The sequence below is a fragment of the Amycolatopsis tucumanensis genome (assembly GCF_021654135.1).
GTDB lineage: Bacteria > Actinomycetota > Actinomycetes > Mycobacteriales > Pseudonocardiaceae > Amycolatopsis_E > Amycolatopsis_E tucumanensis.
Genome location: NZ_JAKGSD010000044.1, coordinates 20,602 through 38,356, shown reverse-complemented (window position 1 = coordinate 38,356; position 17,755 = coordinate 20,602). Strand labels below are relative to the sequence as shown.

At 69.8% G+C, this 17,755-nt stretch carries 17 protein-coding genes; 11 read left to right on the top strand and 6 right to left on the bottom strand.

All coding sequences use genetic code 11. From position 1 onward, the window contains the following. Positions 1-40: 40 nt before the first annotated feature. Positions 41-739 carry a GntR family transcriptional regulator gene (locus L2C96_RS32480; protein ID WP_237338921.1) on the top strand — a complete coding sequence of 233 codons (699 nt, stop codon included), beginning with the start codon at positions 41-43 and terminating at the stop codon, positions 737-739. A 74-nt stretch (positions 740-813) separates the two neighbouring features. Here the strand turns inward: L2C96_RS32480 and L2C96_RS32475 are convergent, their stop codons facing one another. Together L2C96_RS32475 and L2C96_RS32470 are read right to left on the bottom strand one after the other, a co-directional pair. After that, positions 814-1,608, bottom strand: a complete 795-nt coding sequence (locus L2C96_RS32475) for an alpha/beta fold hydrolase (RefSeq protein ID WP_237338920.1) — start codon at positions 1,606-1,608, stop codon at positions 814-816. A 37-nt stretch (positions 1,609-1,645) separates the two neighbouring features. Beyond that, positions 1,646-2,734 carry an NADH:flavin oxidoreductase/NADH oxidase gene (locus L2C96_RS32470; protein WP_237338919.1) on the bottom strand — a complete coding sequence of 363 codons (1,089 nt, stop codon included), beginning with the start codon at positions 2,732-2,734 and terminating at the stop codon, positions 1,646-1,648. A gap of 176 nt (positions 2,735-2,910) precedes the next feature. Between L2C96_RS32470 and L2C96_RS32465 the strand changes: the two genes are divergently transcribed. Next, positions 2,911-4,236: an MFS transporter gene (locus L2C96_RS32465; RefSeq protein ID WP_237338918.1), complete on the top strand. Its 1,326-nt coding sequence runs from the start codon at positions 2,911-2,913 to the stop codon at positions 4,234-4,236. Positions 4,237-4,407: 171 nt separating this feature from the next. Here L2C96_RS32465 and L2C96_RS32460 read toward each other — a convergent pair whose 3' ends face one another. Continuing rightward, positions 4,408-5,223 carry an IclR family transcriptional regulator gene (locus L2C96_RS32460; protein WP_237338917.1) on the bottom strand — a complete coding sequence of 272 codons (816 nt, stop codon included), beginning with the start codon at positions 5,221-5,223 and terminating at the stop codon, positions 4,408-4,410. A 115-nt stretch (positions 5,224-5,338) separates the two neighbouring features. Here L2C96_RS32460 and L2C96_RS32455 point away from each other — a divergent pair, with 115 nt between their 5' ends. The 3 genes from L2C96_RS32455 to L2C96_RS32445 are packed head-to-tail and all read left to right on the top strand — an operon-like array spanning position 5,339 to position 8,531. Next, entirely contained in the window at positions 5,339-6,484 is a 1,146-nt protein-coding gene (locus L2C96_RS32455; RefSeq protein WP_237338916.1) for a CapA family protein, read from the top strand. Then, entirely contained in the window at positions 6,481-7,383 is a 903-nt protein-coding gene (locus L2C96_RS32450; protein WP_237338915.1) for a polysaccharide deacetylase family protein, read from the top strand. The genes L2C96_RS32455 and L2C96_RS32450 overlap by 4 nt, the downstream gene beginning before the upstream one ends. Continuing rightward, the gene (locus tag L2C96_RS32445; protein WP_237338914.1) at positions 7,380-8,531 is read left to right on the top strand and encodes a M20 family metallopeptidase; all 1,152 of its coding nucleotides are present in this window, start codon (positions 7,380-7,382) and stop codon (positions 8,529-8,531) included. The genes L2C96_RS32450 and L2C96_RS32445 overlap by 4 nt, the downstream gene beginning before the upstream one ends. A 50-nt stretch (positions 8,532-8,581) precedes the next feature. Here L2C96_RS32445 and L2C96_RS32440 read toward each other — a convergent pair whose 3' ends face one another. Both L2C96_RS32440 and L2C96_RS32435 read right to left on the bottom strand, forming a co-directional pair. After that, positions 8,582-9,196, bottom strand: a complete 615-nt coding sequence (locus L2C96_RS32440) for an NAD(P)H-dependent oxidoreductase (RefSeq protein WP_237338913.1) — start codon at positions 9,194-9,196, stop codon at positions 8,582-8,584. Further along, positions 9,193-10,254 (bottom strand): LLM class flavin-dependent oxidoreductase, encoded by a 1,062-nt coding sequence (locus L2C96_RS32435; protein WP_237338912.1) that lies wholly within the window; start codon positions 10,252-10,254, stop codon positions 9,193-9,195. Before L2C96_RS32435 ends, L2C96_RS32440 begins: the two co-directional genes overlap by 4 nt. A 103-nt stretch (positions 10,255-10,357) precedes the next feature. Between L2C96_RS32435 and L2C96_RS32430 the strand changes: the two genes are divergently transcribed. Both L2C96_RS32430 and L2C96_RS32425 read left to right on the top strand, forming a co-directional pair. Then, positions 10,358-10,810 carry a MarR family winged helix-turn-helix transcriptional regulator gene (locus L2C96_RS32430; protein WP_237338911.1) on the top strand — a complete coding sequence of 151 codons (453 nt, stop codon included), beginning with the start codon at positions 10,358-10,360 and terminating at the stop codon, positions 10,808-10,810. 420 nt (positions 10,811-11,230) lie between these two features. After that, positions 11,231-11,704, top strand: coding sequence for a hypothetical protein (locus L2C96_RS32425; protein WP_308191198.1), 474 nt, complete (start codon positions 11,231-11,233; stop codon positions 11,702-11,704). 122 nt (positions 11,705-11,826) lie between these two features. On the opposite strand, the gene L2C96_RS32420 is transcribed toward L2C96_RS32425, so the two are convergent. Further along, complete coding sequence (locus tag L2C96_RS32420) at positions 11,827-12,468, bottom strand: LysR family substrate-binding domain-containing protein (RefSeq protein WP_237338910.1); 642 nt, start codon at positions 12,466-12,468, stop codon at positions 11,827-11,829. An 84-nt stretch (positions 12,469-12,552) separates the two neighbouring features. Here L2C96_RS32420 and L2C96_RS32415 point away from each other — a divergent pair, with 84 nt between their 5' ends. The 4 genes from L2C96_RS32415 (at position 12,553) to L2C96_RS45235 (ending at position 17,728) form a co-directional block, all read left to right on the top strand. Further along, positions 12,553-13,287, top strand: a complete 735-nt coding sequence (locus L2C96_RS32415) for an IclR family transcriptional regulator domain-containing protein (protein WP_272883563.1) — start codon at positions 12,553-12,555, stop codon at positions 13,285-13,287. Positions 13,288-14,060: 773 nt separating this feature from the next. Then, positions 14,061-14,849, top strand: coding sequence for a TetR/AcrR family transcriptional regulator (locus L2C96_RS32410; RefSeq protein WP_237338908.1), 789 nt, complete (start codon positions 14,061-14,063; stop codon positions 14,847-14,849). 207 nt (positions 14,850-15,056) lie between these two features. After that, a complete protein-coding gene (locus tag L2C96_RS32405; RefSeq protein ID WP_237338907.1) occupies positions 15,057-16,400 on the top strand; it encodes an MFS transporter in 1,344 nt (447 codons plus the stop codon). A gap of 2 nt (positions 16,401-16,402) precedes the next feature. Continuing rightward, positions 16,403-17,728: an MmgE/PrpD family protein gene (locus tag L2C96_RS45235; protein ID WP_237338906.1), complete on the top strand. Its 1,326-nt coding sequence runs from the start codon at positions 16,403-16,405 to the stop codon at positions 17,726-17,728. The last annotated feature ends 27 nt before the right edge of the window (positions 17,729-17,755 follow it).

Genomic DNA, 17,755 nt, shown 5'->3' with positions numbered 1-17,755 from the left:
ACTGTGATATCCTGGTCGGCCAGTGGAAGGAGGCGGCCGCGTGGCAGGGCAACGGGTGCAGCGCGTCGCCGCGCCGCTGCGGGCCCAGGTACTCGAAGTGCTCCGCCAGGACATTCTGGCAGCAGAGTTCGAACCGGGGGAGCGGCTGGTCGAGGCGCGGTTGTGTGCGCGGTACGAGGTCTCCCGGACGGTGATCCGCGAGGTCTTGCGGCAGTTGGAGTCCGAAGGACTGGTGACCACGGTGCCCAACCGCGGTCCGGTCGTCACAGAGTTGACCGCCTTCGACGCCAAGGCGCTGTTCGAGGTGCGAGGCGCGCTGGAGGGCCTGGCTGGGGCGTTGTTCGCCGAGCGGGCCACCGCCGAGCAGCGCGAGCAGCTGGGCAAGGTGGTCCGGCGGTTCGCCCGCACCTACCGCAAGGCTGACCTGGCCGAGCGGCTGGCGATGAAGGACGAGTTCTACGACGTTCTCATCGCCGGGGCGGTGAACCCGGTGATCGAATCGACCCTGCGGGGGATCCACGCCCGCGTGCAGATGTTGCGCGGGCTGTCCCTGCAGGCCGACGGGCGTGCGCCGGAGACGGTCCGCGAACTGGAAGCGATCCACGACGCCGCGGCCGTACGCGGTGACGCCGATGCCGCTCGGGAAGCGTGTGAGCGCCACGTCCGCAACGCCGCGGCGACCGCGCTCCGCGAGCTTGCCGCCCGTCAGCGCGAGGACCAGGACACCGACGCCGGCTGAGCCGGCCCCGGCCCGCCCGGTGCGCGCTGGGCCGGGGCGGCCAGGGGCCGGCGACCACGACGTGGTCCACCATCCTATTCGGACAACGCGTCGACAAGCAGCTTGGCCGTGCCTTCGGGCGACTCGACGTGGAAGTGGTGAGTCCCCAGGTCCACGGGCACGATGTGGATGCGATCGCCGTAGCGGTCGACGGCTTCCTGGCTGAGGATCGAACGCACCGCGAACAGCGTGACGGGCTGTGTGACCTCGCGCAGCGCGGCGTCCATGTCCCAGCGCACCAGGCCTTCCAGCGCGCGCAGGCCCGCGGGCTGCCGCACGGCCACCATCTTCGTGAAGTAGGCGTCGTTCAGTGCCGGGTCGGTGCCTTCTGGCGATCCTCCCTCGATCATGCGCCGCGTCGCCGCGGCGAAATCCTCTCGGAACGGCTGCAGCACGGCGCGGGCCTGCTGCTCGTCCTGCGCGGGGAACAAGGAAAGGTAGTGCAGGGCGTCGAGCGCGACCACGTGCGAGACCACGTCGGGCAGGATCCGGCCGGTTTCCACGGCCACCGCCCCGCCGAGGGAGTGCCCGACCACGGCGCAGGTGCCCACCGCCTCGGCTTCCAGCACGGCCGCGACGTCGCGGGCGAACTCCTCCATCGTCCAGATGTCGCGCGTGGACCGGGACTCGCCGTGTTCGGCGAGGTCGATCGCGAGGACGCGGTAGTGCTCGGGGAGGAAGCCGATCACAGCGTCGAAATCGCCACGGTTGCACCCCCATCCGTGGATGAAGGCGAGGGTCGGCCCGTCGGCCGGGCCGCTGATCGTGTACCGGATCGTCGTGTCGTTCGGACGCTGGACCGCGCGGCTCGCGACTGTCCTGTTCGGCATCGTCATTCCTTTCGTGTCGCAGGTTGCCGGTTGGGCCTCACAACGCGCGGTGGTACTGGTTCGGCCACGCCGTCTTGTCGCTGGGCCGGTTGCGCAGGGCGAGGTACGGGTCGCGCAGCAAAGCGCGCCCGATCAGCACGGCGTCGGCCAGGCCGCTGGCCACGACCTCGCCGGCCAGTGACAGGTCGCCGATCTGGCCGACCGGGGCGACGGCGATCCCCGAGGCCTTCTTGAGCGTGTTCGCGAACTCGACGTTGACGCCGTCCTGGGCCGGTGGCCGCGCCTCCCGGTCCCGCACCAGCACACCGGAGGTGACGTCGAGGAGGTCGATCCCCACGGCCGCCAGTTCCTTGGCGAACGTGGCCGCCTCGTCAATGGAGATGCCGCCCTCGGCCCAGTCCGTGGCGGTGATGCGCACGAAGACGGGCTTCTCGTCCGGGAACGCTTCGCGGACGGCGCGGGCCACCCGCAGCGGCAGGCGCATCCGGTTCTGCAGGCTGCCGCCGTACTCGTCCGTCCGGTGGTTGGACAACGGGGACAGGAACTGGTGCAGGATGTACCCGTGCGCGGCGTGGATCTCGACGACCTCGTACCCCGCCAGGTGAGCCATCCGCGCCGCGTTGGCGAAGGCCTCGACGACCTCGTCGAGGTCGGCGTGGCCGGCTTCCCGGGGGACGGAGAGGTCGCCGAACGGGACCGGCGACGGCGCGATCAGCTCCCAGCCGCCCTCGGCCACGCTCACCGGACCGTTTTGTCCCTCGCCCACCCAGGGCACCTGGTGTGACCCCTTCCGGCCCGCGGCCAGAAGCTGGATCGCGGGGACCGTGCCGCGCTCGGTCAGGAACGATGTCAGGCGGCGGTGCGCGGCGGCCTGGTCCTCGTTCCAGATCCCGAGGTCTGCCGAGGTGGTCCGGTGCAGCGGTCCGACCGCGGCGGACTCGACCATGATCAACCCCACCCCGCCGACCGCACGCGCACCGTAGTGCACGAGGTGCCAGTCGGTCGGCTTCCCGTCCGGTCCCGCGGAGTACTGGGCCATGGGGGACATCCACACGCGGTTGGCGACCGTGACGTCGCGCAGCCGCAGCGGGCTCATCTCCGGGTTGGTGAACTCTGTGCTGGGCACAGCTGAACTCACTCCCTCGCAACTCGCATCCGGCCGTAGCGCCAGATCTTGACAGAGGAGATTACCGTAATACGATAATCCAATCTAGGCGACGGTGGCCGCCGCTACACCTCACCGGCCGGCCTCGCCGAAGGTTCTCGGTTCCCGCTTCTTCACTTCGATCCGAAGGAACAGCCGTGTCAGCAGAAGAGAACACCGTCGCGGTCGACAGGGCCGGCGGCGACGTGCACCCGACCAGGACCACTCGCGAACACAAGAAGGCGATCTTCGCCGGGACGCTCGGGAACGCGATCGAGTTCCTGGACTGGGGAATCTACGCTTCCCTGGCCCCGGTCTTCGCGGATCAGTTCTTCCCGGAAGGCGATGCGGTCGCCGCGTTCCTGTCCACCCTGGCGATCTTCGCCGTCGGATTCTTCGTGCGCCCGCTCGGCGCCGTCGTCCTGGGCGCCTACGCCGACCGGCACGGTCGCAAGAAGGCCTTGGCGCTGACCGTGACCTTGATGTCGGCCGGTGGTTTCGTCATCGCGGTGTGTCCGACCTACGCGCACATCGGGGTGCTCGCGCCCGTGGTGCTGCTGGTGGCCAGGCTGGTGCAGGGCTTCTCCGCCGGTGGGGAGTGGCCCAGCTCCGTGTCGTACATAGTGGAGAGCGCGCCGCCGCGGAGGCGCGCGTTCGCGGGGTCCTTCCAGCAGGTGTCGACAGCGGCCGGCGTTCTGCTCGCCTCGCTGCTCGCGCTCGTCGTGACCTCGGTTCTGAACGACCAGCAGATGCACGCGTTCGGATGGCGGATCGCCTTCGCGGTCGTCGCCGCGCTCGGGCTGACCGTCCTGTGGTTGCGGGCCCGTACGCGGGAGACCGAGCACTTCGACAACGCGGAACTGTCCGGCAAGCCGCACCGGCCGGTGAAGACCCTGTTCGCCGAACACAAACTGGGCCTGCTCCGCGTCGTCGGGATCACGGTTCCCGGGACGATCCTCTACTACCTGTGGATCACCAACATGCCCGGCTACGCCAGCACGACGACCGGCCTCAGCCTGGATCAGGCGCTGCTCGCGAACTCGCTCGCGGTCGTCGCGTTCATGCTGCTGCTCCCGCTCGGCGGACTGGTGTCGGACCGCTTCGGCAGGCGTTCCACGTTCATGTTCTTCCTGGTCGGGTTCGCGCTGTTCGCCTGGCCCGCCTATCGCTTGCTCGAGGGCGGCGGCTTCTGGACGCTGCTGCTGGTCGAACTCATCGGCGTGGTCTTCCTCGTGGGCAACTCGGCGAACGTGGCCGCCATCTACGCCGAACTGTTCCCGACCTCGGTGCGCACGACCGGCACCGGGATCCCCTACGCGACGACCGTCGCCGTGTTCGGCGGTACCGCGCCCTACTTCACCACCTGGCTGGCCAGCATCGGGCAGCAGGACAAGATCTGGATCTACGTCGTCGCCTCGGTGGCCGTTGGCATGGTCACGATCATGACGATGCCCGACGGTGCGAAGAAGCGAGCACTCGACTGATGCGCCCGGGGGAAGAATCGCCGGCATCCGGGTCCTCCTTCGCGGTCGGTTGACCTGGACATGGTGCTGCGCTCACCGTGCATGCTACTACTCGGCACGCCGGTTCACCATGTGGTACGAGGGAGGCAATGCAGTGTCGACTCGCGACGACGGCGCCGGGTGGCGGCGCGGTCAGGCGGACGACAGCAGCCGGCTGATCTCGTCCGCTGCCGCGATCACCATCGGCGCCCAGGCTGTCTCACGCGCGCGGTCGAAGCGCATCGCAGGCACGGAGAGTGTGAGTCCGCCGACGGGCTGCCCGGCCGCGTCCGTGATGGCCGCGCCGATGGACGCCACCTGCGGGCGGTACCACGAGGACGAGCCGTTGAGCGCGTACCCGCGCTCCGTGGTCAGCGCGATTTCCTGCCTGAGCTCGCCGGCGTCCGGCACCGGCGACTGTGCGAACTCCCTGAGGTCGCGCTGCAGCAGGTCGTCCACCTCGGTCTGGTTGAGGCGTGCCATGATCGCCACCCCGGCTGAGGTGGCGCGCAGCGGCACCCGCGCGCCGACCTCCTGGACCACGCGGACGACCTGCGTGGTGTCTTCCCGCGCGACGATGACGTAGTCCTCGCCGTCGCGCACGCCGAGGAGAACCGTCTCGTCGGTGTCGGCCGCGAGGCGCTTGATGACCGGCCCCGCCACTTCCCGGAGGTCTTGTTCGCCGGCGCTGCGCAGCCCGAGGGTCAGCGCCTTCATCGTCACACCCCAGCGCGCGCGCTCGGGGTCCACGACCTTCAGCCATCCGGCCTGCTGGAGCGTCACCAGGCATCGCTGAACGGAACTCTTCGGGATCTCGGTCGCGCGGGCCAGGTCCGAGACGCCGATCGGCTGCCGCAGGGCGACCTCTTCGAAGACGCGCAGGGTGTTGAGCACGCTGTTCATCGACCGGACGCTGCTGCTCGGCTTGTCCTGTCCGGGGATGTCGCCGTCGCTTTCTGGTGTGCGCATGAGGACGTGAGCGTACCAAGCTGCGCACCGCCATTTCTCCTGTCGGCACGCTTTACCGGCCTCCGTGCTCGGGTTACGATGCGGCACGGCGTACCACAATACGGAACGGAGCAACATGGATCTGACGATCGTGGGAGACGTGGTCGTCTCGGGATGGCCCCGGCGCCCGGTCGCGGAGGCCGCCCGCCCTGGGGACTCGGCGTTCGGGCTCCTCCGCGGCGGTGATCTGACGATCGGGAATCTGGAGGTTCCGCTCACCGAATCCGGGGAGCGCGCCGAGAAACTGGTCGCGATGCGCGCGCCGGCCTCGGGCGCGGCCGAACTCGCGGCATTCGGCTTCGACCTGGTGTCCCTGGCCATGAACCACGCGCTGGACTACGGCGCGGAGGGCATGCGCGACACGGTTCGGGCGCTGGACGCCGCGGGAGTCCAGCACGCCGGGTTCGGTGAAACGCTCGCCGAGGCGACTCGCCCCCGGGTGGTGTCGGTGGGCGCGAAGACCTTGGCGTTCTTCAGCTTCTGCTCCGCACTTCCGCTGGGTTTCAACGCGACGGCCGACCGGGCCGGCATCGCGCCGATCCGCGTGCGCCAGAGCTTCGAGTTCGACAGCACCTTCCTGGACGAGACCCCGGGTACGCCTCCGTTCGTGCATTCGAGCGCGCACGAGCCGGACGTGCGAGCGGCCGAGGCACGGATCCGCGAGGCCAAGGCGCACAACGATTTTGTCGTCGTGGCGCTGCACTGGGGCGTTCCGTTCTGCTACGTGCCTGCGACGCAGGGGCCGCTCGCCCGGTATCAGCAACCGCTGGGGCGGCGCCTGATCAGCGCCGGCGCGGACCTCGTCATCGGGCACCACCCGCACTGCGTGCACCCCGTCGAGTTCTACGAACACGGGCTGATCCTGTATTCCACCGGGAACTTCGTCTTCGACTGGTGCGACGGGTGGCACCCGGAGTCGATGGTCGCGCGGGAGGGCGGGCGTCCGGCCGCTCCCTACCGGGCGGCCTTGCTGACAGGGCCCTGGTACGAGAGCGCCGTGTTCCGCGTGCGGCTGGGTGGCGCGGACGGGCCTGCGCTTCGCCTGGATCCCATCGAACTCGACGCCGACAGCCAGCCGATCATGGCCAGGCCCGAGGTGGCGGCCTCGATCCTCGCGCGGCTGGAGGAGGCGTCACGAGAGCTGGATCCGTCCATCGTGGTCGATGCGGACGGACGCGTGCGGCGAACTTCGGAGAAGAACAACGTCCTGGAGGAAGCATGACCGAGCAGCAGCAGCCGTGGCAGTGGGATGAGCCGACCTGGCGCGGGCACGTCGAGCGGGTGCGCGCCGGGCGTCCGCTGCGCCCGGAGTCCTGGCCCGGTGGAGCGAAAGTCGCTGTGGCGTTGTCGTTCGATTCCGACCACGAAACGCCCGCGCTGCGTGACGGCGAAGTGCTGCCGGGCAAGTTGTCGCAGGGTGAGTACGGCGCTCGGGTCGGCGTGCCGCGAATCCTGAATCTGCTACGGCGCTTCGAGGCGCCGTCGACGTTCTTCATGCCCGCGGTGTCCGCGCTGCTGCACGACGGTGAGGCGAAGTCCTACGTGGACGAAGGACACGAGGTGGCGTTGCACGGCTGGATCCACGAACGCAACACCCAGCTACCACCCGAGGCGGAACGCGACCTGGCGTTCCGGGCCGCGGACACGCTCGAAAGGCTCGTCGGCACGCGCCCGGTCGGCATCCGCACCCCGTCGTGGGACCTGTCCGCCGACTCGCTGCGGATCGTCCGCGAGCTGGGCCTGACGTACGACTCGTCGCTGATGGCCGACGACGACTGCTATGAAATCCTGACCGACGGCGAACCCACCGGCATCGTCGAGCTGCCGGTGGAGTGGATCCGCGACGACATGCCGTACTTCATGATGGACCGGTTCACTTCGCTGCGGCCCTACACACCGCCACGCGGGGTGTTGTCGATCTGGCGCGACGAGTTCGACGTCGCCTACGCCGAGAACGGGATCTTCCAGCTCACCCTGCACCCCCACTGCATCGGCCACCGTTCGCGCATCACGATCCTCACCGAGCTGCTCGAGCACATCGCCTCGCACGAGGGCGTCTGGTTCGCCACGCACGCCCAGATCGCCGAACACGTACTCAGCGGAAAGGACTCATCGCGATGACCGGCATCAAGGAACGCATCGAGCGCACGTTCGAGCAGAACCTGGACTCGGTCCTGGAACTGTCGCACCGGATCAACGCCAACCCCGAGCTGGCCTTCGAAGAGCACGAAACGTCGGCGGCGCTCATAGCGGCCCTCGAGGACGGTGGGCGGTTCGCGGTGGAGAAGGGCGTGGCCGGCCTGCCGACGGCGTTCGTGGCGTCCGCGGGATCCGGTGACCTCGCCGTCGGTCTCTGCGCGGAAATGGACGCGCTGCCCGGCATCGGCCACGGCTGCGGCCACAACGCGATCGCCGCGGCGGCTGTGGGCGCCGCCCTGGCCCTGGCCCCCGTCGCCGACGAGCTCGGGCTGACGGTCCGGGTCTTCGGCACTCCGGCCGAGGAGAAGGGGACCGGCAAGGAGATCATGGTCAACCGCGGCGTGTTCGACGACACCCACGCGGCCATGATGGTCCACCCGACACTCAAAGATGTCGTCATCCCGCAGTTGCGCGCATCGCGGTCCTGGCAGGTGACGTACACGGGGCGGGGCGGGCACGCGTCGCGGCCCTGGAGTGCCCGCAACGCCGCTGACGCGACTGTCGTCGCCCAGACCGCTATCGGCCTGCTGCGGCAGCAGTTGCGCGACGGCATCAGGGTGCACCACGTCGTGAAGGAAGCCGGGGCGGCCGTCAACGTCATCGCCGACCGGGCCGTCGTCGACTGCATGATCCGGTGCGACACCATCGACGAGGTCGACCAGGTGTGGGAACGGGTCCGCCGCTGCTTCGACGCCGGCGCCATCGCGAGCGGCACCAGCGTGGAGTACACCTCGCTGCCCTCCATCTACCGGGAGTTCCGTCACGACCCCGACCTCGCTTCGGTGTTCGAGGAGAACGCGAAAGCCATCGGCCGGACGTTCCCCGACTACCCGGACAAGATGTTCGGCTCGACCGACATGGGCAACGTCTCGCTGCGCATCCCCGCGATCCACCCGATGCTCTCCTTCGACCTCCCGCCTGAAGACGGCAACCACACCGCCGCCTTCGCCGTTGCCGCCGGGGGCCCTGAAGGTGACCGGTTCGTCCACGACGCGGGCCTGGCCATGGCCCTCACCATCGCCGACGTCGCCCGGTCCCAGCCCATCCGCGCGCGCCTGATGGCCGGCTGAGGGGCCGTCCGCAGCGGGGCCGCCTCCCCCGGGGAAGGCGGCCCCGCTGTTCAGGCGTCCGCTGTGCGCGCGCCGGTCGCGCGTGCCTTGAGCAGGTCCACCACGTCGGCGAGAGCCATCTCGATGCGCCCGTGGACACCCGGGTTGAGCAGGGTCACGCCGTCGAAGTCCCCCGCGGAGGCGAAGATCGCCACCGGCACGGTCAACGCCTGGAAGAAGGCGAAGAGCGGTCGCAGGGCGTGTTCCAGCGCCAGTGCGTGGTGGTCCCCACCGCCCGTCGCGGCGAGCAGCACGAGCTTGTTGGCCAGCGCGTACTGGTCGACGAGATCGAAAAAGTGCTTGAACATGCCGGGATACGAACCCCGGTACACCGGAGTCGCGGCGATCAGCAGGTCGGCGTTCTCGACCAGCCGGAGCACGTCCTCGACCTCCGGCGTCACCTCGTCGCGTTCGGCGGCTCCGGTGAAGCCCGGGCCCAAGCGGTACACGTCGACCTGGGAAGCTTCGACCGGGAGCATCGTCCGCAACGTCGCGAGGACGACGTCCACCAGTCCCATGGTCTTGGACTGCCGGCTGGGGCTGCCGTTGACCACGACCACGCGCAGCGCGGCACCGGTCCCCGATGTTCCACGCTCGGCCTCGACGACCGTCGCAGAGCTGGTCATGCCGCCTCCTTCCGGCGTGCGGCGACCTCGCGCCGAACGACCGGCGCCACCTCGGCGCCGAGCCGTTCGATCGCCTCCAGGTGCTCCTTCTGCGGCATCCCGCCGAAACCCATCTGGATGATGGCCCGGTTGATGCCGTACAGCTCGTGGTAGGCGAGCAGCTTGTCGATGATCTCCTGCGAGCTGCCCACCAGGAGCCCGGCCGCCGGCGACGCCTGTGCGTCGAAGACCGGACGCGACAGACGGACACCCCGGCCCCGCTGGTGGTTGTTCTCCGCCATGCCCTTCGCGAAGTACGGATACATCACGTCCCTCGCCTGCCGGCTGGTCCGGCCCACATACCCGTGCGTGTTGATGCTGACCGGCAGGGCGTCCGCGTCGTGCCCCGCCTCCTGCGCGGATCCGCGGTACAACTCGATCGTCTGCTGGTGGAACGTCAACGGCCCCAGCAGGAGGGCCATCGCCATCGGCAGACCGAGGCGCCCGGTGCTGATCGCGGACGCCACCGATCCGCCGACCCCCACCCAGATCGGGATGGTGCCGCCGTCGCCGCGCGGTGCGATGTCGGCGTCGACCAACGGAGCGCGGAAGCGCCCGGACCACGTGAGCGGGTTGTGTTCGCGGATCTTGAGCAGCAGGTCGAGCTTCTCCCGGAAGAGGTCGGCGTAGTCCCGCAGGTCGTACCCGAACAACGGGAAGGACTCCGTGTACGAGCCGCGGCCCGCGATGATCTCGGCCCGGCCGCCCGAGAGCAGGTCGATCGTGGCGAACTGCTCCCAGACGCGCACCGGATCCTCGGAGCCGAGTACGGTGACCGAACTCGTCAGGCGGATGCGCTTGGTCGCCTCCGCCGCGGCGGCCAGCAGGATCGCCGGCGCCGAACCGACGAAATCGGAACGGTGGTGTTCACCGACGCCGAACACGTCCAGGCCCGCCTCGTCGGCGACCTTCGCCTGCTCGATCGTCTCGCGCACGCGCTGCCGCGGCGACGGCAGTCGCCCGGTCGTGGGGTCCTCCGTCACCTCGCCGAAGGTCATGATGCCAATCTCGAACGCCATCGTGCCCATCCCTTCTCGTCCTCGGCGCCAGGCAGGCGCGTCCAACCTCATAAAGTTGTCTGCGCAGACAGATATTCCCGGGCGGGCGGGATATAGTGCCGTCATGGCGACCGAGGAACTGCGGGACATCGAGGACGCGGCGTGGCGGGGGTTCCTGTTCACCCACGACAGGATCTGGCGTTCGCTGGAGGCGGGGCTCGCCGCGCTGAACGTGAGCATGGCCGAGTACAGCGTCCTGGCTCTCCTTGCCGAGGCCGGGCCGAAGGGCATGCGGATGTCGGACCTCGCCGAGCGTCGCGTGATGTCCACCGGCGGCTTCACCCGCCTCGCGGACCGCCTGGAACGGCGCGGGCTCATCGAACGGCGTCGGTCGGCCGTCGACGGCCGCAGTTTCGAGGCGGTCTTGACCAGGGAAGGGCGGGCGTTGCTGCGCAAGGCGTGGCGCCGGCACCACAGCGACCTGCGCGAGCTCTTCTTCGACCGGCTGAACGACGACGACCTCCGGCGGCTCGCCGACATCTGGGCCCGTCTCGACCCCGGCGGCGACAGCGGGTAAGCGGTTTCGGCCGCGAAGGCGCCGGCGGATCACCGAGGAGGGTCCGGGGCGAAAGTGCCCTCGGGTGCGATGTGGTCGAAGGTCTCCTCGACCAGTTTGATGATGTGCGGGTCGTCGACGGTGTAGAGGTGCCGGCGTCCGTCGCGATGGGCGGTGACGACGCCGGCCAGACGCAGTTTGGCCAGGTGCTGTCTCGCGGTTGCGATGCCACGATCTGCGGCGCCAACGGCTCGACCGCGGCGCTGGTGGTCGCGGCTGCTGAGGCAGGCCCGCCGGCGAAGTTCGGCATGGCGATGTGGAGTCTTCCGCCGTTTTACCTGCGGAAGGTGTCCCGCGCCGAGGCCGGGAGCCGCACCTGGTCGGCCCGGCCGTCAGCGTCGCCGAGTTCCCCGCCGTGGCTGCCGCGCCCTGGTCGGGGCGTTGTTCGTCGTCGCCGCGGTGGTGATCGGGGCCTGCGCCGAACCCTTCGCGCACGCCCTGATCGTGACTGGGATGCAGCTGGGGATCGACCAGTTCCTGCTGGTGCAGTGGCTGGCACCACTGGTGGGTAGCCTGCCGCTGGCGTGCCTCGCCAATGGCGGGGGCGCGGCCCTGCACCTGGACGACCGGCAGGCCGAGGAGTTCCTCCTCGCCGCCACCCAGACCTTGCTGGGGATCGGCGCGCTGCTCGCGCTGTGGTTCCCCCGCTGGTCCACCTGGACCCTGCCCGGCCTGTTCGCCGCGCAGTTCGCTCTGCCTGGCCAGACCGCCCGCTACCTCCTGTGCGGAATCTACGCCGCTCTGGCCGCGCTGGGTCGCAAACGGCGGCACATCCTGCCCACGCTGACCGCGCCCTTCCGCCGAGATGCCGGGACCGTGGCCGACGAGCAGCAGACGCTCACCACCACCCGCTGAACCGTGCACGGCAGCCGACGACCGTCGGGGCTGCCGGTTCGGTCTCCGTGCACTTGCTCGCCGCGTCCCGGTACGACGGTCCGGCGCGTTGGGCACGAACTGAGCGAAGGAATGACGCCAGCTCAAGGCTTGACCGCGGCCGACGTCGCCACGGTGTGCCTCTGGTGCTTTGGCAGCTCAGCCTCGGCGTGATCGCGGAAGGCTGAGAGCAGGGGATTGCGGTCGCCGGCGCGCGTGGCGAGGACGACCTTGCTCGGTTCGATGTCACGCAGCGGGATGGTGGTCAGCCCGGGATGCAGGCCGGTGGCGTAGTCGAGAGGCGGGCCGATGGCTACGGCCTGCCCCGCTGCGATGAGTTCGTGCTTGTCCTCGAGGTCCTCGACGAGCGGGCCGTCCGGTGCGGGGCGTCCGTCAGGACGAGGGTCCATGCGCCAGTAGGCGTTCAGCAGCGGATCGGATTGCCGGACGTGGGGAATCGGCTCCTCAGCTATGTCGTCGAGGGTGACCGCTTCCCGGCCGACGAGAGGATGGTCGAGCGGGACCACGAGGACGCGAGGCTCGTCGTAGAGGAGCGTGACGCGGAGCTGGTCGGTGACGAACGGCAGCCGGGCCACGACCGCGTCGACTCGGTGGTCCAGAAGCGCTGATCGCGAGTCGTTCCAGGACAGAAGCCGGGTCTTCACCTCTGCGTCGGGTTCAGCCTTGCGCAATGCGCGTACGGCCGGGGTGATGAGCAGGCCGCGGGTGTAACCGATGGTGATCATCCGCGGCCGGGCGGCGGGGCTGATAATCGAACCGTTAACGCTTCGTCGGCCGACGATGTCAAGGGCACCCGTGCGTCCGAGGGCATGGGCGGCCTGGCCAAGGGGCTGGCTGTGATCGAGGCGTTCGAGCGGGCGCAGTCGGCGCTGACGGTCGCCGATGCCGCGCGGCTGACCGGAATCACCCGGCCGGCGGCCAGGCGTTGCCTGCTCACCCTGACCGAATGCGGTTACCTGTCCTACGACGGCAAGCGGTACCAGCCGACGCTGCGGCTGCTGAGACTCAGTGCCGCGTACCTGAGCACCGCCCAATTGCCGGCCCTGGCCCAGCCGTACCTGGTAGCCGCGCGAGTGGCGCTGGACCAATCCGTCTCGCTGGCCGTGTGGGACGACGGGTGGTCGGTGTTCGTCAACCGGGCGGAGTCGACCCACATCCTCTCGCCGGGCGTGAAGGTGGGGGCGAGGCTCCCGGCGGCGGCGACGGCCACGGGCCGGGTCCTCATGACGAGCCTCTCCGAGGAGGAGCTGGCGGAAGTCCTGGACCGGCAGCCGCCGGAACGTCACACGGCGCGCACGGTGGTGGACGCTTCGCAGGTCGTGGAGGCGGTGCGCCGCGCACGGGCGGACGGCTACGCGATCGTCGACGGGGAGTTGCAGGAGGGGCTGCGGGCCTTGGCCGTGCCCGTCAAGGACAGCCGTGGCCAGGTGATCGCGGCGATGAGCGTCAACGTGATGGCAGCACAGGTGAGCATCGAGCGGCTGCGGGACGAGTTCCTGCCGGTGTTGGTGGAGAACGCGACCGCATTGGGCCGTACTCAGTGAGATGACAGGCTGCTTTGCCGTCACGGCCTGGCCGGGGGCGGGTGGGACGGGCTGGCCACCACACCGCCTGGCTCTCACGGCGGGCGGCTCCCGGTCCCGCAAGGCGCCGCGACTCTGCTGGAACTCGCGCGTTTCCCGTCCGAGGCGATCCTGGGCCGCCTCGAAGCTACGCACACCGGATGCGGCAGAACGCCGGACGTGGATGGTGGTGGCCGCCTCCATTCGAAGCCGCCTCGCTCACCGAGGACCTGCCACCCTTCGGGCCGCGCGACCAGCCCGCCTGTGACAAGTCCTTGTGGAATGCCCGACGCTGGTGCGCGGCTCCCGGCCGGATGAACGCGTTCCCTGCTTCCGGCGCGAAGACCGCATGACGGATACCGTGGAGCCCCGCCACCGACTCCCAGGCGCTCCTGGCTGCGGCCACCCTGTTCGACACGGCCGACGATCCGCTGCCGGCCACAATGGACGATGTGGCGTGCGGACGGCGGCAGCAAGGGTCCGTGTCGCCGCCACGGGGCTGGTGTAGTCGAACCGCAGCTTTTCGTGACGGCGCCAGGATGCGGCTGTGCCGGAGGTTGTGGAAGCGCAGTCCGGCCAGGACCGCCTGCGCCCGCGCCTCGGGCTGTACCCGGGGTAGGCCAGCCCGCGGCCGGGCGAACGTCGTGTACTCGTTCTTCGCCCCACTCTCGTGCGCGGCGGTTGTGCGCGATCGCCTGACCACGGCCCGCTGCTCCCGAGGAAGTGGTGGTCGTCCAGTGCGATGGGGGACGAACGTGAACCACCTGCGTGCTATCGGGTTCACCGTTGACGATCTCGCCGACGGTGTCGCCCTTTGGCGGTGTCACTCGGCGATCGTGGTGGCACGGCGAGTTCCCGATGACCGATTGGCCTATCATCGCCTTGTGGGCGACATGGTGTCGAGTGAATCGACGGAGCTGCTTTCGGTCCGTGAGCAACAGCGGCTGATGACGCGGCAGCGCATCGTGGCCGCGGCGCGGCGGGTGTTCGAGGAGCACGGCTACGGACAGGCGTCCATCGGCGACATCACGAAGGCGGCGAAGGTCAATCGGGCGACCTTCTACCTGCACTTTCCGAACAAGGCCGAGGTCTTCACCGAGGTTTACCGGACGGTGCGGGAACAGCAGAGCGCCCAGTACTGGTCGCTGCTCGGCGCGGCACTCGCCGAGGGCACGGCTGCGAGCGTGCGCGAATGGCTCGACCGGGCGCTGGTGTGGTGGGAGGAACAGGCTCCGCTCCTGCCCGCCATCCACGAGGCGATGGCGAGCGACCTCGAGGTCGCGGCTCGCTGGAAGGACCAGCTGGATCAGCTGGCTGCCGAGCTGGGCGAATACCTGGCCAAGTTCCCGAAGGGGCGGCGCGAGACGCAGCGGCTGCGGGTGGAACTGCTCATGGTGCAGCTCGATCAGCTGTGTTTCCGCGCGATCGTGCAGAAGGTGTTCGTGATCGGGCGGGAGGAGCTGCTGGACGTCGTGACCGGCATGTGGGTGGACGCGCTCGGTCTCTCCAGCACCGGACGGAAGAGCACTCGGACATCAAGCTGACGCTTGACTCGACAGGGTGTCGTCTTTAGTCTCCTTGCGTGGCCTGAGTCACTCGTCGTCTCTGGCGGGTCGCAGGTCGCGCGAGCGGGGCCGCAACCCTGAGCGGCCTGGCTCGCTTTCGTCGTCGGCGGTCGAGGCGTCGCCAGGGAAGGCGCCGCGGCGTGCCGGTTTCGTTCTTCATGTCAACGACGACTTGGGAGCCCCCGAATGTCCGACACCCCTGGCGTTGCCGCCGCCCCGCCCCCGGCCCTGATGCGGCGCGTGACCTTCGCGGCCGCCGTCGGCAACACCGTCGAGACCTACGATTACGCCGTCTACGGGTTCTTGACGGTCCTGATCTCGAAACTGTTCTTCCCTGGTTCGCAGCCTGGCGTCGCACTGCTGTCGGCCTTCGCGGTCTTCGGTGTCGCCTTCGTGGTGCGGCCGCTGGGCTCGCTGATCTTCGGCTCGATCGCGGACCGGTTCGGGCGCAAGCCCTCCCTGGTGGCTACCTTGGTCGTGATGGCAGGCGCCACCACGGTCATCGGTCTGCTGCCCGTCGCCGCCACCGTCGGGGTGTGGGCGCCGATCCTGCTGGTGGCGTGCCGGTTGCTGCAAGGACTGGCCGCCGGTGGCGAGTACAGCACCGCGATGACCTACGCCGCGGAGTTCACGCCGCAGCGCAAGCGGGGGGCGATGACCAGCCGCGTGCAGATCGGGAGTGTGGCGAGCCTGCTGCTGGCCGCGGGTGTGGTCCTGCTGCTGAGCGCGACGCTTTCGCCCGCGGCGATGGCCTCGTGGGGCTGGCGTATCCCGTTCCTCCTGGCACTGCCGCTCGGGCTTGTCGGCCTGTACATCCGCTCCCGGCTCGAAGAGTCGCCCGAGTTCCGCGCGCTCGAGCAACAGGCTCAGGTCACCCCGTCTCCGGCCAAGGAGTCGTTCAGCCGGCACTGGCGGCTGATCGTGCTGATCTTCGGCGTCGCCGCGTTCCAGCAGATCGGCTACTACATCGCGTTCACCTACGCGCAGTCCTACCTCATCCAGCTCGGTTTCACGCAGAAGGAGGCGACCCTGGCCACGGTGATCAGCATCGCCGTGGCGGTGGTGCTCGTCGCGGCGGGCGGGCCGCTGTCCGACCGGTGGGGGCGGTGGCCGATCCTCCTCGGTCTGTCCGCGGCGACGCTGGTGCTGGCGTACCCGCTGTTCATGGCACTGTCGTCGGCGTCGAGTCTGGGCGTGGCGATCCTGATGACCGTGCTGCTCGGCGTCATGCCGGCGTTGTACACCTCGGTCGCGCCCGCGACCTACATCGAGGTCGTCCCGGCCCGGGTGCGTGCCACGGTGTTCGCGGTCGGTTTCGCACTGGCCGCGGCGCTGCTCGGCGGTCCCGCGCTCTACGTCAGCCAGACCCTCGTTCGGCTCACCGGTGACAACCGGTCGCCGGCGCTGTTCCTGATGTTCGGTGCGCTGCTGAGTCTGGTGGCGGCGCTCGTCGTGCGGCGGCGGCCCCCGCAGGTTCTCGCGCCGGACGTCGCGCCGGCGGCCGGCGTCCGTGCGCCCGAAGAGGTGTGACGGTGTTCCTCGGCGCCCTCGCCGAACAGCTCGAGGACGCGGCGCCGCGCCTCCGGCCGGAGGCGATCGAGCAGGCCGGTACGTGCCTGCTCGATGCCCTCGCCTGCGCCTACGGCGGTCGCGAGATGCCGTGGGTGTCACAGGCCAGGTCGGTCGCGGGCAGCGGTGACGAAGCGGCGATCTGGGCAGCCGGCGGGCGGCGGAGCGGGCTGTCGGACGCAGTCTTCGCCAATTCCGTTGCCTGCCATGCGCTCCTGCACGAAGACACCCATGCCGAGAGCCGGGTGCATCCGGGCACCGTGGTGATTCCCGCGGCGCTCGCGATCGGGGAGCGGCTGGGGTCGCCGCTGGTCGACGTGCTGCGAGCGATCGTCCTCGGGTACGAGGCGATCGCCCAGGTCGGGGCGGCGGTGCTGACCGACGACTTCGTCGCACGCGGATGGCGTGCCAGCAGCGTGTTCGGTCCGTTCGGCGCGGCGGCGGCCGTGTCGAGCCTCCTGCGGCTGGATCCGGCCGCCACGGCGCACGCGCTCGGTCTGGCCGCCAGCTCGTCGGCCGGGATCTGCCAGTGGGCGCGGGACGGGACCACGGAAGTGTTCTTCCAGAACGCCGGCGCCTGTCGAGCGGGACTGGCGGCTGCGCTGCTCGCACGCGAGGGTGCGACCGGTGCCGCATCGGCGGTCGAGGGCATCTTCGGTCTCCGCCAGGCGTTCGGCGGGGCCCGGGGCGGGGCTGGGTTGCCTGAGGTGCGGCTGGACCGGATGGCGATCTCGGCGACGTTCTTCAAGGCCCACCCCTCGTGCGCCCTCACGCAGGAGGCGATCGACGCGGCGCAACAGCTCGCGGCACAGGGGATCGAGCCGGACGCGGTGGCTGATGCGTCGGTGCACACCTCGGGTGCCGCGGCACGGTACCCCGGTTGCGACAACGGAACCTCGTTGACGACGACGATCTCTCGCCAGATGAGCCTGCAGTTCGCGGTGGCTGCGGCGCTGACCGATGGTGCACTGCGGCCGCACCGGTACTCCGGTCCGCTCGACCCCAGGCTGGCCGAGCTCGCGGCCCGGACTTCGGTGGTCGTCGATCCGGACGCCGATCGGGCCTTCCCCGCGCGCAGGGACGCACGGGTGACCGTACGCCTGACCGACGGCCGCACTGTTTCGGCGACCAACCGCGACGGCGTGAACCCGACCGCGGCGGCGGTGGCCGAGAAGTTCCGCGACTACGCGGTTCCGGTGCTCGGCCCTGACGCGGACGACATCGTCACGACCGTGCGCGACCCCGGATCGTGCCCGGACACCGCCGAACTGGTGGCGCGGCTGCGCTGAACACGGTGCGAGGAGCGGGTGGCCGCC